The sequence below is a fragment of the Rhodococcus sp. H29-C3 genome, from assembly GCF_030063405.1.
Lineage (GTDB): Bacteria > Actinomycetota > Actinomycetes > Mycobacteriales > Mycobacteriaceae > Rhodococcoides.
The window spans coordinates 56,427-71,821 of record NZ_JASITC010000005.1; the positions used below are offsets into that span (position 1 = coordinate 56,427).

Annotated in this window: 16 protein-coding genes; 9 read left to right on the forward strand and 7 right to left on the reverse strand. The window is 60.8% G+C overall.

The genetic code is table 11. From position 1 onward, the window contains the following. Positions 1–5: 5 nt before the first annotated feature. The 3 genes from QMK32_RS13245 to QMK32_RS13255 are packed head-to-tail and all read right to left on the reverse strand — an operon-like array spanning position 6 to position 2,598. Positions 6–419, reverse strand: coding sequence for a molybdenum cofactor biosynthesis protein MoaE (locus QMK32_RS13245; protein WP_283475423.1), 414 nt, complete (start codon positions 417–419; stop codon positions 6–8). Further along, entirely contained in the window at positions 416–1,414 is a 999-nt protein-coding gene (moaCB, locus tag QMK32_RS13250) for a bifunctional molybdenum cofactor biosynthesis protein MoaC/MoaB (RefSeq protein WP_283475425.1), read from the reverse strand. The genes QMK32_RS13245 and moaCB overlap by 4 nt, the downstream gene beginning before the upstream one ends. Continuing rightward, the gene (locus QMK32_RS13255; protein WP_283475427.1) at positions 1,411–2,598 is read right to left on the reverse strand and encodes a molybdopterin molybdotransferase MoeA; all 1,188 of its coding nucleotides are present in this window, start codon (positions 2,596–2,598) and stop codon (positions 1,411–1,413) included. The genes moaCB and QMK32_RS13255 overlap by 4 nt, the downstream gene beginning before the upstream one ends. Positions 2,599–2,772: 174 nt before the next feature. Here QMK32_RS13255 and moaA point away from each other — a divergent pair, with 174 nt between their 5' ends. After that, the gene (gene moaA, locus QMK32_RS13260) at positions 2,773–3,879 is read left to right on the forward strand and encodes a GTP 3',8-cyclase MoaA (RefSeq protein ID WP_269303351.1); all 1,107 of its coding nucleotides are present in this window, start codon (positions 2,773–2,775) and stop codon (positions 3,877–3,879) included. After that, on the forward strand, positions 3,872–4,114 hold the full coding sequence (locus tag QMK32_RS13265) for a MoaD/ThiS family protein (protein ID WP_269303353.1): 243 nt from the start codon (positions 3,872–3,874) through the stop codon (positions 4,112–4,114). The genes moaA and QMK32_RS13265 overlap by 8 nt, the downstream gene beginning before the upstream one ends. Positions 4,115–4,123: 9 nt before the next feature. On the opposite strand, the gene nadE is transcribed toward QMK32_RS13265, so the two are convergent. Then, positions 4,124–4,969, reverse strand: a complete 846-nt coding sequence (gene nadE / locus QMK32_RS13270; RefSeq protein ID WP_283475430.1) for an NAD(+) synthase — start codon at positions 4,967–4,969, stop codon at positions 4,124–4,126. Positions 4,970–5,005: 36 nt separating this feature from the next. On the opposite strand from nadE, the gene QMK32_RS13275 reads away from it, so the two are divergent. Continuing rightward, positions 5,006–5,770: a fructosamine kinase family protein gene (locus tag QMK32_RS13275; RefSeq protein WP_283475432.1), complete on the forward strand. Its 765-nt coding sequence runs from the start codon at positions 5,006–5,008 to the stop codon at positions 5,768–5,770. Here the strand turns inward: QMK32_RS13275 and QMK32_RS13280 are convergent. After that, positions 5,734–6,360 carry a TetR/AcrR family transcriptional regulator gene (locus QMK32_RS13280; protein WP_283475434.1) on the reverse strand — a complete coding sequence of 209 codons (627 nt, stop codon included), beginning with the start codon at positions 6,358–6,360 and terminating at the stop codon, positions 5,734–5,736. The genes QMK32_RS13275 and QMK32_RS13280 overlap by 37 nt on opposite strands. 107 nt (positions 6,361–6,467) lie before the next feature. On the opposite strand from QMK32_RS13280, the gene QMK32_RS13285 reads away from it, so the two are divergent. From QMK32_RS13285 to nrdF, 5 genes are all read left to right on the forward strand, one after another. After that, a complete protein-coding gene (locus QMK32_RS13285) occupies positions 6,468–7,034 on the forward strand; it encodes an NAD(P)H-dependent oxidoreductase (RefSeq protein ID WP_283475437.1) in 567 nt (188 codons plus the stop codon). A gap of 515 nt (positions 7,035–7,549) precedes the next feature. Continuing rightward, positions 7,550–7,783: a glutaredoxin-like protein NrdH gene (nrdH, locus tag QMK32_RS13290; protein WP_269303362.1), complete on the forward strand. Its 234-nt coding sequence runs from the start codon at positions 7,550–7,552 to the stop codon at positions 7,781–7,783. Between the two features lie 74 nt (positions 7,784–7,857). Beyond that, a complete protein-coding gene (gene nrdI / locus QMK32_RS13295; protein WP_269303736.1) occupies positions 7,858–8,286 on the forward strand; it encodes a class Ib ribonucleoside-diphosphate reductase assembly flavoprotein NrdI in 429 nt (142 codons plus the stop codon). Positions 8,287–8,339: 53 nt separating this feature from the next. Then, on the forward strand, positions 8,340–10,505 hold the full coding sequence (nrdE, locus tag QMK32_RS13300; RefSeq protein ID WP_283475442.1) for a class 1b ribonucleoside-diphosphate reductase subunit alpha: 2,166 nt from the start codon (positions 8,340–8,342) through the stop codon (positions 10,503–10,505). Between the two features lie 151 nt (positions 10,506–10,656). Continuing rightward, complete coding sequence (nrdF, locus tag QMK32_RS13305) at positions 10,657–11,619, forward strand: class 1b ribonucleoside-diphosphate reductase subunit beta (RefSeq protein WP_088944464.1); 963 nt, start codon at positions 10,657–10,659, stop codon at positions 11,617–11,619. 66 nt (positions 11,620–11,685) lie between these two features. Here the strand turns inward: nrdF and QMK32_RS13310 are convergent, their stop codons facing one another. Together QMK32_RS13310 and QMK32_RS13315 are read right to left on the reverse strand one after the other, a co-directional pair. Continuing rightward, positions 11,686–12,159 carry an NUDIX hydrolase gene (locus tag QMK32_RS13310; protein ID WP_283475444.1) on the reverse strand — a complete coding sequence of 158 codons (474 nt, stop codon included), beginning with the start codon at positions 12,157–12,159 and terminating at the stop codon, positions 11,686–11,688. Position 12,160: 1 nt separating this feature from the next. Continuing rightward, the gene (locus tag QMK32_RS13315; protein WP_283475446.1) at positions 12,161–13,243 is read right to left on the reverse strand and encodes an ABC transporter substrate-binding protein; all 1,083 of its coding nucleotides are present in this window, start codon (positions 13,241–13,243) and stop codon (positions 12,161–12,163) included. A 241-nt stretch (positions 13,244–13,484) separates the two neighbouring features. Here QMK32_RS13315 and ctaD point away from each other — a divergent pair, with 241 nt between their 5' ends. Then, a complete protein-coding gene (ctaD, locus tag QMK32_RS13320; protein WP_269303369.1) occupies positions 13,485–15,275 on the forward strand; it encodes an aa3-type cytochrome oxidase subunit I in 1,791 nt (596 codons plus the stop codon). The last annotated feature ends 120 nt before the right edge of the window (positions 15,276–15,395 follow it).

Genomic DNA, 15,395 nt, shown 5'->3' on the forward strand with positions numbered 1-15,395 from the left:
AGCAGTCAGAGACCGACCCATTCCGAGGTACCCGTGGCGAAATGCTGTCGTTTCCAGATGGGAACTTCGGACTTGATGCGTTCGACCAGCGTGGCGCACGTCGCGAAGGCCTCCGCCCGATGTGGGGACGCGACCGCGGCGACCAGTGCGATATCGCCGACGACTAGGTCCCCGACACGATGTACTGCCGCGACGGGCAACCCTGATTCTGCCGCCACCTCCGCGCAACACGCACGGAGAAATTTCTCTGCATCAGGATGTGCCTGATATTCGAGCGCGGAAACAGCGTGTCCACCATCGTGATTGCGCACCACACCGCTGAAGAGTACGACCGCGCCGTGCTCCGGCCCGGCGACTGCGGTCTCGACGATGTCGATATCGATCCGATCCTTCGAGATCTTCGCCAAAGGCTCGTTCACGGCAATTCGCCTTCCTGTGTTTCGGCGTGCAGACCGTCACCGGCAACCTGCGCGAGCAGATGGTCGAGGATTGGCCCGAGAACCGAGAGTCCGTCCTTCACGCCCCCGGGGGACCCAGGTAAATTCACCACGACGGTCGTTCCTGCGAGCCCGGTCAGTCCACGACTCAAGGTCGCATGAGGAGTGACGGTCGTCCCCTTGGCCCGAATCGCGTCGGCGATCCCTGGGAGTTCGCAATCGAGAACTGCTCGCGTCGCCTCAGGAGTGGCATCGGTCGGTGACACGCCCGTGCCCCCAGTGGTGATCACCAGTGACGGCGCACCGGTCAATGCGTCGTCCAGACCGGATGCGATATCGGCGTCGGCAAATACCAGCGGTCCGCGAACAGTGAACTCGCGCTCCTGCAGCCACCGCGCTATCACCGGTCCGGTGGTGTCCTCACGGGTGCCTCGCGCACCACCGGTCGACGCGACGAGCACGACAGCCGATCTCGTTCCAGCGCAGGTGGTTTCGTGGGTCTTCTCGACGCCCCGAGACCATCGCCCACGCTTTCCGCCCTCTTTGCTCAGCAGACGGACGTTGTTCATGGTTGCGGACGGGTCGACGGCCTTGACCATGTCGTGGAGAGTGAGACCCGCGACGGCGACGGCCGTCAGCGCCTCCATTTCCACTCCAGTCGGGCCGGTGGTCTTTGCCGTTGCCTCGACAGTGATCGTCGTTTCGGTGAATCCGAAGCGCACATCCACCGAAGACAGTGCCAGCTGATGGCACAGCGGTATCAGCTCCGAGGTCTTCTTGGCCCCGGAAATGCCCGCGATTCGAGCCGTGGCCAACACATCTGCCTTCGGCATTCCATCGGCGCGGACGAGGGACACAACTTCGGCAGTGGTCGCCAGTTCACCTGCAGCGACAGCTAATCGGGTGGTGTCGGACTTGTGCGATACGTCGACCATGCGGGCGCGGCCTTCGGAATCTACATGAGAAAAACGGGTCATAGCGGCACCACTGTCACTTCGGACCCCGCGGTCATCTCGGTCACTTCGACGGGCACGTCCACCAACACATCTGCCCATGCCATCGCGGCAACGAGGTGCGAACCTGCTCCGGCAATCAATGTCACGGTTTCTCCCTCGACCTTTCCTCTCAGAAACTGCCGTTTGCCTGCGACCGAGGTGACGTCTGTCGCCAACTTCGCCACCCGGGTCGGCACCGGCGGCAAGCCTGCTGCGTCACGCAGCACATCACGTGCGAACACCAGGAACGAGACGACGGTGCTCACTGGATTGCCCGGAAAGTTCAATACGGGAATGCCATCGACGACGGCTGTCCCTTGAGGTCCGCCTGGCTGCATCCGAACCGGCCCGAACTGTCCGCCCAGTGGGAGCAACACATCCTTCACGACCTCGAAATCGCCCATGGACACCCCGCCGGAGGTGACGATGAGCTCTGATTCGGCGGCAGCAGCGGTGACGATTCGACGGAAGTCCGCAGGCTGGTCCGAGCTGCGGTGTATGCCCGTGACCTCGGCGCCGTTGCTACGAAGATGAGATGCCAGTGCGATGCCGTTGGAATCGAAAATCTGGCCGAGCCGAAGCGACGAGCCTGCCTCGACGAGTTCGGCTCCGGTGGTGATCACGGCAACCCGTGGACGACTGCGAACCTGCGTGTGCGACAAGCCGACTGCGGCAAGGACTGCGATGTGACGGGGTTCGAGAAGCTGGCCTGCGTGGATCAGCGTGGTACCAGCGATGACATCGCTTCCCTGCTCGCGAACGTAGTCGCCGGGTTGCCGGGAGACCTCGATCGTTACCGAATGCTCGTCACCTGCAGTCGTGTGCTCGACGGGCACGATGGTGTCCGCGCCTTCCGGCACCGGGGCGCCGGTCATGATCTTGACGCTGGTCCCGGGTTGCAGTGCGCCAGGCCCCGTCGCACCCGCGGCCACTGTGCCCGCCACTGCCATGGTCACCGGAACCGTGGTGATCGCAGACGAGTGGACTGCGTATCCATCCATCTGCGAATTCCTGAACAGTGGAAGATCGACCGGCGAAGCGACGTCCGCGTAGGCGACACGGCCCAGTGCATCGCTCAGCGGGACCGACTCTGCGGTACGTGTCTTCAAGGGATCGAGTAGGCGTCGGACGTGAGCGGCATGGTCTTCGACCGAGGCCGCGCTCATGCTCCGCTCGCCTTCGGGGCCGACTTGGCGCGGATCTTCATATATTCGATCCTAGGCGTGCGTGTTTTCGAAATTGGGGGCGGCCGAGGCCCCGCGTTCTGTGAGGAACGGCATACTGGACCACGTAGCGTTGTCGGAGCGAGGATTCGCTCTTGTTTCACAAGGAGGGTGCACATGACCGTCAGCAGTGTCGTCGGACTCGGTATCCCCTCGGTAAAGGGCCCTGACTCTTCGAATAACACCGGATCTTCGAAGAGTCCTGGGGTGTTCACGGTTGACGACCGGCCCGATGTACCGGTTCTGATGGACCGGTTCGGCCGGGTGGCGCGCGATCTGCGGGTGTCTATCACCGAAAAGTGTTCGCTCCGTTGTACTTATTGCATGCCTGAAGAAGGTCTGCCGGTAATTCCAGCCGAGAACCTGCTCACTGCCGAGGAAATCGCGCGAGTGGTGTCCCTCGCGGTACATCGGCTTGGCGTCGAAGAAGTGCGCTTCACCGGTGGTGAACCGCTCATGCGGGCCGATCTGACCGACATTCTCGCTCGATGCGCACAGCGAGTGCCCGGCATTCCTCTTGCGATGACCACCAACGCCATCGGTTTGGAGCATCGGGCGGAGAGCCTCGTCGAAGCAGGACTGAGCCGTGTTAACGTCTCACTCGACTCGATCGACCGAGCGCATTTCGCCGAACTCACCCGACGCGATCGTCTGCCGTCCGTCATGGCAGGAATCCGGGCAGCGAAGCGAGCCGGATTGAACCCTGTCAAAGTGAACGCCGTACTGATGCCGGAGACGCTGCACGGTGCAGGTGACCTGCTCGAGTGGTGCCTGAACGAAGGCGTGGCCCTTCGATTCATCGAGCAGATGCCGCTCGACGCCGATCACGAATGGGCGCGTTCCAACATGCTCGACGCGCAGCAACTGCTCGATGTGCTCGCTACCCGTTTCGACCTCACCGAAATCGGTCGCGAGGATCCGTCTGCGCCGGCCGAGGAGTGGGCAGTCGACGGAACCGACGCCACCGTGGGCATCATCGCGTCCGTCACCAGGTCCTTCTGTTCCGACTGCGACCGAACTCGGCTCACTGCCGAAGGAACAGTGCGGTCGTGTCTGTTCAGCGATGAGGAAACCGACCTGCGGGCGGCCATGCGCGGGGGAGCAACCGACGACGAACTCGCCGCACTGTGGCGTGGCGCAATGTGGAACAAGTGGGCAGGACACGGAATCGATGCCGAAGGTTTCGTCCCACCGACGAGAAGTATGGGAGCAATAGGTGGTTGAGGTTCGTTACTTCGCCGGTGCGGCGGACGCGTCGGGATGTGCCGCCGAAACATTCGACCTGCCCATGGGCAGTGATATCGCGGCGTTGAAAGCTGCGGTAGCTCACAGACACGGCGGAAAGGTGGCCGATGTTCTGCGCGTGTCTGCGTTTTTGATCGGTGACGATCTCACGCGTGATCCCACAGCGACGTTCGGTGAGCGAGTCGACATCCTGCCACCGTTCGCGGGCGGCTAGCCCGAGGGCTCAGTTCTCGGTAGTCCACCAATCGTCGAACGGTGTGACGGGAACCGTGCGCTTGTGCCTGGAGTTCAAGAACATCCTCTCCAGTTTCGCTGCGACCTCTTCGGTTACGTCCTTGCCTTCGAGGTAGTCGTCGATCTGCGCGTACGTCACACCCAGGGCCTCCTCGTCGGGAAGCGCTGGACGATCGTCCTCCAAGTCCGCCGTGGGCACCTTCTTCCACGTGCTCTCCGGTGCACCGAGTTCTCGCAGCAGCTCGGCGCCCTGACGCTTCGTCAGTCCGGTAAGAGGTGTGATGTCCACCCCGCCGTCGCCGAATTTGGTGAAGAATCCGGTGATCGCCTCGGCTGCATGGTCAGTGCCGACCACGACGTAACCGAGTTCGCCGGCGAGCGCGTACTGCGCCACCATGCGCTCACGAGCCTTGATGTTGCCGCGCACGAAGTCGCGAACCGCCTCGTTGCCCAGGGCGTCCGCCACCGAGGCGGCCGCTGCGTCGGCCGATGCTTTGATATTGACCGTCACGGTCCGGTCGGGATCGATGAACGACAGTGCGATGGATGCATCGTCTTCGTCGGCCTGCACGCCGTAGGGGAGACGCACAGCAAGAAATCCTGCTTCGGCGCCTTCGCTGCAAAGTTCGGTGACCGCGCGTTGAGCCAGCTTTCCGGTCAAGGTGCTGTCCTGACCGCCACTGACGCCGAGCACGAACCCCGTGGCAGGTGTCGAACGGAGGTAGTTCTTGAGAAAGTCGACGCGTCGGGTGATCTCGGAGGCGGGGTCGATGGTCGCCTGGACCGCGAGTTCACGTTGAATTCGAGTGCGCAATTCCGAACGGATGAGAGCCATCACGCCATCTTAGGTGTGCTCCGTACACTGCACGTGATGACAGCGAAGACCTTTTCGAAGTCCGATCGCAGTGCCCACCCCGACTTCTTTGCAGCCGAGGCAGCCGGGCTTGCATGGTTACGAGCGGGCGGCGGCGCGACAGTCGATGTGCTGGACGTCGGACCGACACATATCGATCTGGCCCGACTTGATCCAGGCTCGCCGACGCAGGCCGCGGCCCGCGCGTTCGGGGCCGGCCTCGCCACCGTTCACGGCAGTGGAGCTCCTGGGTTCGGTTGTCCTCCAGATGGTTTCGACGGTCAGCTTTTCATCGGTGCAAGGCCGATGTCGAGCGTCGTACACCCATCGTGGGGCTCGTTCTACGTCGAGGAAAGGGTTCTTCCGTTCCTGCGGGTAGCGCTCGAGGTGGGAAACGTGACGCCGAGTCAGGCGGCTGATATCGAGCGTGCGTGTGAGCGAGTTCGTGCGGGCTGTGCCGAAGATGGAGAGTCGCCGAGCCGCATTCACGGAGACCTTTGGACCGGAAATGTCATCTGGACCGATTCCGCCGCGGTGATGATCGATCCGGCAGCGCACGGCGGTCACCGTGAAACCGATCTGGCAATGCTGGAACTGTTCGGTTGTCCACTTCTGACCGATATCGTCGACGGTTATCAGTCGGTGTTTCGACTGCGCGAGGGCTGGGAGAGGCGTATTCCGTTGCACCAGTTGCATCCTTTGGCTGTGCACGCAGCCGGACACGGTCCGTCGTACGGTGCGGCACTTCACCGCGCTGCGGTTGCGGTGGAGGGGCTCTCCTGACGGGTTGCTCGGCGGACCAGGTCTTCCCACCCGTCGGCGAGCCGCTGCATCGACATGCCGAGGTCACGGAATTGGTGCAGGACGAGTGTTGCTTCGAGCGGCGTCAGGAGTCCGTAAGCGAGGAGTTCGAGGTCGCCCTCCACGCGGGCAGTTCGGAGGAGGTTCAGAACGTGCGTGTAGTTGACCCTGTGCGCAGGAGCCGAATATCGCAGTTCCGGTGAGTTTTCCGCTGCGCGCATGACCTCTCCTTGGACCTCGACGAGGTTCAACCGGGCGCGCCCGAACGCGACCAATCGGTCGATCGGATCCGCCCCGGGGCCCAGCGGTGGGGGACCGAACAGGAAGCCGTGCTGCAACTCCTTCTCGGTATGGTCCACCAACGCTTGCATGAGCCCGGTTCGGCTTCCGAATCGGCGGAATACTGTGCCCTTGCCCACACCGGCTCGGGCGGCCAGTGCGTCCATCGTGACTGCGTCCGCCCCGACTGTGGCGACCAGTTCGGTGGCTGCATCCAGTAGGAGGCGGCGGTTACGTGCTGCATCGCAGCGTTCGGTTTCCTCGCCTGCAATGGGGAGCAAGAAGTCGGTCACAAGCGCAACCATACCTGCTCCGGGGAGGCAAATGGACTACGGTCCGTTTGGGTGATAGGAATGCACTTACACCGGCCGTAACTCCAACTTTCGAAGGAACTTCTTCCATGTCGCAAGCGCACGTACTCGTTCTCGTCGGCAGTCTTCGCATCGACTCCGTGAACAAGCAGATTGCCCACACCGCCGCTGCGCTCGTACCAGAGGGTGCCGAAGCGGTCGTGTACGAAGGACTTGCGGATGTGCCGTTCTACAACGAGGACCTCGACGTAGAGGGCAAGGTACCTGCCGCTGCCCTGGGTCTGCGTGCAGCAGCCGAGGGGGCCACCGCGTTTCTCCTCGTCACCCCTGAGTACAACGGCACCATTCCTGCGGTCTTGAAGAACGCCATCGATTGGCTGTCTCGTCCGTATGGGGTGGGTGCCGTACAAGGAAAGCCGGTTGCTGTCATCTCCGCCTCGCCGAGCGGTAACGGGGCCAAGTGGGCTCATGACGACACACGTAAGTCGGTCGGCATTGCGGGCGGAAAGGTTCTCGAGGACGTCGTGCTCACCATCGGCGGCACCATGGACAAGTTCGGTTCCTCACATCCCCGTGAAAACGCGGAGGTGTCGGCGCAGATTTCCGCTGTGGTGGCCGAGTTGGTCAAGGCTTCGCACGAGCTCGTCGACGCCTGATTCGAAGCGCCTCGATCCTGGAGCGAACTGCTCTGTCGAGGCATCGCGGAGTAGCCCCCGAATTGTGTGTTCGGGGGCTCTCCGCTGTCCACGGGTTGCAGAATTCACCCTCCGGGTGCCGCGCGCCGGCTTGCGGTTACGTGTGGGGCTTGTTCTCGGTTTCAGGGCGTATGCGCACCAGGGAAACATGTGATGCACGACACGCCGAGCCGACGTTGTTTTTTTGGCCCATCTCGAGAGCGTGACCAGCGAATGTCATGGATGTTGTTCGCAACATCTCGTGTTCTAGCTATATGTCGGACACTAGGTGTAGTGTCTGAACAACCGAGAGGCCGCAACGCTCCCCGCCGAGAAAACCGGTACGAAGCCCGTGAAATCCCGCTCGGAACTGCTCGAATCCGGGTTCGCATCCGGAATCGGCACACAGACGAAAAAGAAGTTCGAAAAGCTATTCCGCAGTGCATTACGAGCATCTCGGTGAACTCCGCGATGCTGGACAGTGAGAAGGGAACCACATGAGCATCACCGTCTACACAAAGCCCGCTTGCGTTCAGTGCAATGCCACCTACCGTGCCCTCGACAAAGAGGGCATCGAATACTCGGTCATCGATATTTCGCAGGACACCGAGGCCCGCGACTACATCATGGCGCTCGGCTACCTGCAGGCGCCGGTCGTCGTTGCCGGCGACACTCATTGGTCGGGGTTTCGCCCCGATCGCATCAAGTCGCTCACCGCAAGCGTTGCTTGAACAGAAGACGGAGATGAGCAGGTGTGACGTTCACCGGTCTCGATTCGGCTCGGCTTCCTGGCTCGACGCACCCACTGGTGTATTTCTCGAGTGCGTCGCAGAACACACATAGATTCGTCACCAAGTTGGATCTTCCGTCGAGTCGGATACCGATTCACCGGCCGGAAGAATTTCGGGTAGACCAGCCGTACGTTCTGATCGTCCCGACCTACGGCGGTGGCACCACATTTTCCGGCCGTGACACCAATTACGTTCCCAAGCAAGTGATCAAGTTTCTCAACGACAAGCACAACCGGTCCTTGATCAGGGCAGTCATCGCAGCTGGTAACACCAACTTCGGTGACTCGTTCTGTTTTGCGGGCGATGTCATTTCACAGAAGTGCGCTGTTCCTTACCTTTATCGCTTCGAATTGATGGGGACCCCCGAAGACGTAGATCGCGTTCGGGACGGGCTCGGCGATTTCTGGGAGCGGGAGTCGCGACGAGCGGCGCACACCTACTGACATCAGTACGAGTTCAGCAGTACAAGACGCACGAAGAAAGTGGAGCACCCGCCGTGGCACCGACAATCACCGATACAGCACCCGCCCAGACAACCGTCCGCGCGGATGGTGATCTCGACTATCACGCGCTGAACGCGATGCTGAATTTGTATGGCCCCAATGGGGAGATTCAGTTCGAGAAGGACCGCGAAGCGGCCAACCAATACTTCCTGCAGCACGTCAACCAGAACACCGTGTTCTTTCACGATCTGGATGAGAAGCTGGACTACCTGGTCGAGGAAAACTATTACGAGGCAGAGGTTCTCGATCAGTACTCCCGCGAGTTCGTCAAGTTCCTCATAAACCACGCCTACTCGAAGAAGTTCCGCTTCCCGACGTTCCTGGGTGCATTCAAGTACTACACCTCGTACACGTTGAAGACATTCGACGGCAAGCGCTACCTCGAGCGGTTCGAAGATCGCGTCTGCATGGTTGCCCTGACTCTCGGTGCGGGTGACGAAGCTCTTGCCACCGATCTGGTCGACGAGATCATCGCCGGCCGTTTCCAACCCGCTACGCCCACCTTCCTCAACTCCGGTAAGAAGCAGCGTGGTGAGCCGGTTTCGTGCTTCCTGCTGCGCATCGAAGACAACATGGAATCGATCGGCCGATCGATCAACTCCGCGCTGCAGCTGTCCAAGCGCGGCGGTGGAGTTGCGTTGCTGCTCAGTAATATTCGCGAAGCCGGCGCGCCGATCAAACGAATCGAAAACCAGTCCTCGGGCGTCATTCCGATCATGAAGCTACTCGAGGACTCCTTCTCGTACGCGAACCAGCTCGGTGCGCGTCAGGGTGCAGGTGCTGTGTACTTGCATGCGCACCATCCCGATGTCTACAGGTTCCTCGATACCAAGCGTGAGAACGCGGACGAGAAAATTCGTATCAAGACGCTCTCACTCGGAATCGTCATCCCGGACATCACGTTCGAGTTGGCGAAGAAGAACGAAGACATGTATCTCTTCTCGCCGTACGACGTCGAGCGGATCTACGGGGTACCGTTCGCGGACATCAACGTCAGCGAGACGTATTACGAGATGGTCGACGACAAGAGGATCCGCAAGACGAAGATCAAGGCACGCGAGTTCTTCCAGACACTCGCCGAGCTGCAGTTCGAATCCGGATACCCGTACATCATGTTCGAGGACACCGTGAATCGGGCCAATCCGGTGAAGGGCAAAATCACTCACTCGAACCTGTGCTCGGAAATTTTGCAGGTCTCGACCCCGTCGACGTTCAACGACGATCTGTCGTACAGCCATGTCGGCAAGGATATTTCCTGCAATCTCGGCTCGCTGAACATCGCCAAGACAATGGATTCGCCCGATTTCGGCAAAACTATCGCAGTGGCGATCCGCGGCCTGACGGCCGTGTCCGATCAGACCCACATCTTCTCGGTTCCGTCGATCGAGCAGGGGAACAACGACTCTCACGCTATCGGCCTCGGCCAGATGAACCTGCATGGATATCTGGCGCGCGAGCGGATTCATTATGGATCCACCGAGGGCATCGACTTCACGAATATCTACTTCTACACCGTCGTATTCCATGCCATCCAGGCGTCGAACCAGCTCTCGATCGCGCGCGGGGAATACTTCAAGGGTTTCCCGGACTCCAAATACGCATCGGGTGAATTCTTCGACAAGTACACCGACAAGGTTTGGGAGCCTGCCACGTCCCGCGTCGCGGCGCTGTTCGCCGACGCTGGTGTGCACATTCCGACGCAGGCCGACTGGTCCGCACTGAAGGCATCGGTGCAAGAACACGGCATCTACAACCAGAACCTGCAGGCAGTGCCGCCGACGGGGTCGATTTCCTACATCAACAACTCGACCTCCTCGATCCACCCGGTTGCGGCGAAGATCGAGATCCGCAAGGAAGGCAAGATCGGGCGGGTCTACTACCCAGCGCCGTACCTGAACAACGACAACCTGGAGTTCTACCAGGACGCGTACGAGATCGGGTACGAGAAGATCATCGACACCTACGCTGCGGCAACGCAACACGTCGATCAGGGTCTGTCGTTGACGCTGTTCTTCAAGGACACCGCCTCGACCCGCGACATCAACAAGGCGCAGATTTACGCATGGCGTAAGGGGATCAAGACGCTGTACTACATCCGTCTGCGTCAGTTGGCGTTGGAAGGCACCGAGGTGGATGGTTGCGTTTCCTGCATGCTGTAGAGCTTTCGTCGTCGTAGTTCCTGTGCGTGGCTGCGAGTACGCACAGGAACTACGACACACATCTTGTGTCGAGGATTACCTCCCACCACAACGGGTAGTGTTCAGATAAGCCAACATTCGGCAGTGTTACACCGGTAGTAAAGGAAGCATCGTGAAGCTCATCGATCGTGTCTCGGCCATCAACTGGAATCGCGTCCAGGATGACAAGGACTCGGAGGTGTGGGAGCGCCTGACCAGCAATTTCTGGCTGCCGGAGAAGGTGCCGGTGTCGAACGACATCCCTTCGTGGGAGACGTTGAATGCAGTCGAGAAGCAGTTGACGATGCGGGTGTTCACCGGACTGACCCTGCTGGACACGATCCAGGGAACAGTCGGAGCAGTCAGCCTCATTCCCGACGCGATCACCCCGCACGAAGAGGCTGTCTACACGAACATCGCGTTCATGGAGTCGGTACATGCGAAGAGCTACAGCTCGATCTTCTCCACACTGAGCTCCACGCGAGACATCGACGACGCGTTCCGGTGGTCCGAGGAGAACGTCAACCTGCAGCGTAAAGCCGAGATCGTCCTGAAGTTCTATCACGGTGACGATCCACTCAAGCGGAAGGTCGCGTCGACCCTGCTCGAGTCTTTCCTGTTCTACTCGGGCTTCTACCTGCCGATGTACTGGTCCTCACGAGCCAAGCTCACCAACACCGCCGACCTGATCCGGTTGATCATCCGTGACGAGGCTGTGCACGGCTACTACATCGGATACAAGTATCAGCGGGGTCTGGAGAAGGTCACCGAAGCCGAGCGCGAAGAACTCAAGAACTACACGTTCGAGTTGCTGTTCGAACTGTACGACAACGAGGTCGAGTACACCCAGGATCTCTACGACGAGATCGGGCTCACCGAGGACGTCAAGAAGTTCCTGCGATACAACGCGAACAAGGCACTGAACAACCTGGGATACGAAGGGCTGTTCCCGAAAGACGAAACCGACGTCAACCCAGCCATCTTGTCGGCGCTTTCACCCAACGCCGATGAGAATCACGACTTCTTCTCGGGCTCGGGCTCGTCGTATGTCATCGGTAAGGCCGTCAACACCGAAGACGACGACTGGGACTTCTGACCCCGGGGACGGTGTGGTGTGTTCGGCAACCGGCCGGTAGCCGAACACACCCGATAGCCGGGTGGATCAAGTACGAAACCAGGCCTCGACCGAGTCGTCGAGTGCTTTGTCGATCCGCAAACGTGAGGTCTCCGAGAGGGTTTCCGGTAGCGCGTCGGACTCGAACCATTCCACTGCCAAGTTTTCGTCATCGGCGACGTGCGCTTCGCCTCCAGTGCGCCGGGCGAGAAATGTGAGATCCAGGTACTGCGCTTGGTCGCCGTTCGGATAGGTGATCGGCCCGGTGACATCGACGCTCGTCAACCGAATCAGCTCCGCATCGATCCCGGTCTCCTCGCTGATCTCACGTAGCGCCGCGGGTCCGGGTTCCTCGCCGGGTTCGAGAATGCCCGACACCACTGCCCAGAGACCGTTGTCGCGTCGCCTCGTGAGGAGTATCCGGTCGTCGTCGTCCAGGACAACTGCGCTGACACCGGAGAGCCAGAGTGGTGCTGTACCCACTCGTCGTCGGAGCGAGAGGACGAACTCGGGTACCGGCACCTCAAGAAGCGTATGCGTTGAGGGAGTTCTTCACGTCCGAAAGAATCGCCCGCGCGGCGACGATACCGCTCCCGGACCACACAGTGTCGTCTACGGCGAACACTCGGCCGTCCTTCACCGATCCGAGCTCCAGCCACGGATCACTGCGCAAGACCTCGGTTCCGAACGATTCGCCCTCGTCACCGTCGAAGCGCACGTAGACGATGTCGCCTTCGGCCGCGAGCAGATCGTCGGGGGCGATGTCGACTTCACCATCGCGTTGCGCAGGTGGGCGCTGAACGCCGATCTCGGCGAGTACCTGCCCGGCGAACGACGTCGTGGAATCGGTGACGATCGAATCAGGAAGGAAACGCACGAGGGAGGCTTGGGTCTGGACGGCGTCGACGTCGCGGCCGGCCTGCTGAGCGTCGGCACTGAATCGAGCGAGTTCGTCGAATCCGGTCCGGCCACGTCCGAGGGCAGCAGCCGACTGCAGGAAGGTCCCCTTCCAGCCATCATCGGAGCTCGTGAAGACGGTGGGTGCGATACCGCTGAGGGCCGCGTAAGTATCCGGGCCCAGTGAATCGGACCCGATGATGAGGTCGGGGGCGAGAGTGGCGACCGCCTCGATGTCCGGCGCGCCGACAGTTCCGACGCTCGGAACTCTCGCTATGCCCGGTCCCAGATACAGCTCTTGGTCACCGTCCCCACGGAAGTCGGGGTCGAGCGTCGCCGCACCGACGACTCGTTCCCAGACTCCCACCGCGCAGCTGGCATCGAGCGAAGCTGCATCGAGCACCACGATCCGCATGGGATCGGCCGGAACCTCGCTGATTCCTTCGGTGTGACCGACCGGTCGCACCGATCCTTCTATACCGGTGGGATCGAGCGGAGCAGCCTCAGGGCACAGACCGGCAGTCTTGCGGTCGTTGCCGACGACACCCGCTCCGGCAATGTTGGTCGTGCTCCGGACGATGGTCGACGGGTCGTCCGAGGACGAGGGGGGAGTGGAGCACCCGGCCGTGAACAGGGCGACGCCGATGGCGAGAATCAGCCCGGCGCGCGAAGTCGAGGTCACGGTCGACAGGCCTGAGGTAGTGGACAACTCGTGCGTTCCTAACGGGAGTGGGATGCGCTCACACCATATCGGTCCACTGCCGTCGATCCCTTCACATGGTGGTGTGAGGGTGGGTTGGTTTCGTTGTCCGGAGGGTTCGTACAATCGAATACGACACACGGTAGGACCGGTTCGGCGCTGCTCTGTGGGACGGTCTACGATTCGTGGAGCGCAAGACACCAGGACGTCGCCTCGTGGTTCGAGGTACGACGCGCATTCAGGAGGATCAGTGACTGCCCTAGCGCCTAGGCCCACTCCCGCTGTGGAAGCGGTGAGGCCTTTTCCGCCGCGGATGGGACCCAAGGGTTCATTCGTTCACAAGGCGGTGACGACGACAGATCCCAAGGTGTTGGGGATCATGTACATCGTGACATCGATTGCGTTTTTCCTTGTCGGTGGCTTGATGGCGTTGCTCATGCGCGCCGAGCTGGCGGTACCGGGGATGCAGTTCCTGTCGAACGAGCAGTACAACCAGCTGTTCACCATGCACGGCACGATCATGCTGTTGCTGTATGCGACGCCGATCGTGTTCGGCTTCGCCAACTACATCCTGCCGCTGCAGATCGGTGCGCCGGACGTGGCGTTCCCGCGGTTGAACGCTTTCTCGTATTGGCTCTACCTGTTCGGTGCGTTGGTCGCCTCGGCAGGATTCATCACCCCCGGTGGTGCTGCTGACTTCGGTTGGACCGCGTACACCCCGCTTTCGAGTGCATTGCACTCGCCGGGTGTCGGTGCAGATCTGTGGATCATGGGTCTCGCGATCGCAGGTCTCGGCACCATTCTCGGTGCGGTGAACATGATCACGACGGTCATCTGCTTGCGTGCACCGGGTATGACGATGTTCCGGATGCCCATTTTCACGTGGAACATCCTGGTCACCAGCATTCTGATTCTTCTTGCTTTCCCGCTGTTGACGGCGGCACTGTTGGGATTGGCAGCAGATCGACATCTCGGTGCGCATCTGTTCGACCCGGCGACCGGGGGAGTGTTGTTGTGGCAGCACTTGTTCTGGTTCTTCGGCCACCCCGAGGTGTACATCATCGCGTTGCCGTTCTTCGGGATCGTGTCCGAGGTGTTCCCGGTCTTCTCGCGTAAGCCGATGTTCGGATACACCACTTTGATCTACGCAACGATTGCCATCGCTGCTCTCTCGATCGCGGTGTGGGCTCACCACATGTACGCCACGGGCGCGGTGCTGTTGCCGTTCTTCTCGTTCATGACGTTCTTGATCGCGGTGCCTACCGGTGTAAAAATCTTCAACTGGGTCGGCACGATGTGGCGAGGTCAGGTGACACTGGAAACCCCGATGCTCTTCGCTATCGGCTTCTTGATCACCTTCCTCTTCGGCGGCCTCTCTGGTGTCCTGCTCGCCAGCCCGCCGATCGACTTCCACGTCACCGACACCTACTTCGTAGTGGCGCACTTCCACTACGTGGTCTTCGGCACGGTGGTGTTCGCAACGTTCTCGGGTATCTACTTCTGGTTCCCGAAGATGACCGGCCGAATGATGGACGAGACGCTGGGCAAGTGGCACTTCTGGCTGACATTCCTCGGCTTCCACGGCACCTTCCTGGTCCAGCACTGGCTCGGTAACGAGGGCATGCCGCGTCGCTACGCCGACTACCTGGCCTCCGATGGATTCACCACGCTCAACATCATCTCGACCATCGGTGCGTTTGTACTCGGCGCTTCGACATTGCCGTTCGTGTGGAACGTCTTCAAGTCCTATCGTTACGGCGAGGTGGTCACTGTGGACGACCCGTGGGGTTACGGCAACTCGCTGGAGTGGGCCACATCGTGCCCACCGCCGCGGCACAACTTCACGGAACTGCCGCGAATCCGTTCCGAGCGTCCGGCATTCGAACTTCACTACCCGCACATGGTGGATCGCTTGCGTGCCGAGGCTCATGTGGGTCCGGGCAGTCACGGTGGGCATACCACCGAGGTTCTCGAGCAGGCGCGTCGAGCTCCTCTCGCCACCAGCGATCACGAGCACTCGGGCGATACGGATCCCAAGTAAGTACCCGATCGACCTGAAGAGCCCCTCCCGGTATCCGGGTGGGGCTCTTCGCTTGCAACAATCACCTGGCAGGCCAATCAACTTTCGACTCCTCTGCAGAGCGGGTCGTGTGAAGGGAGA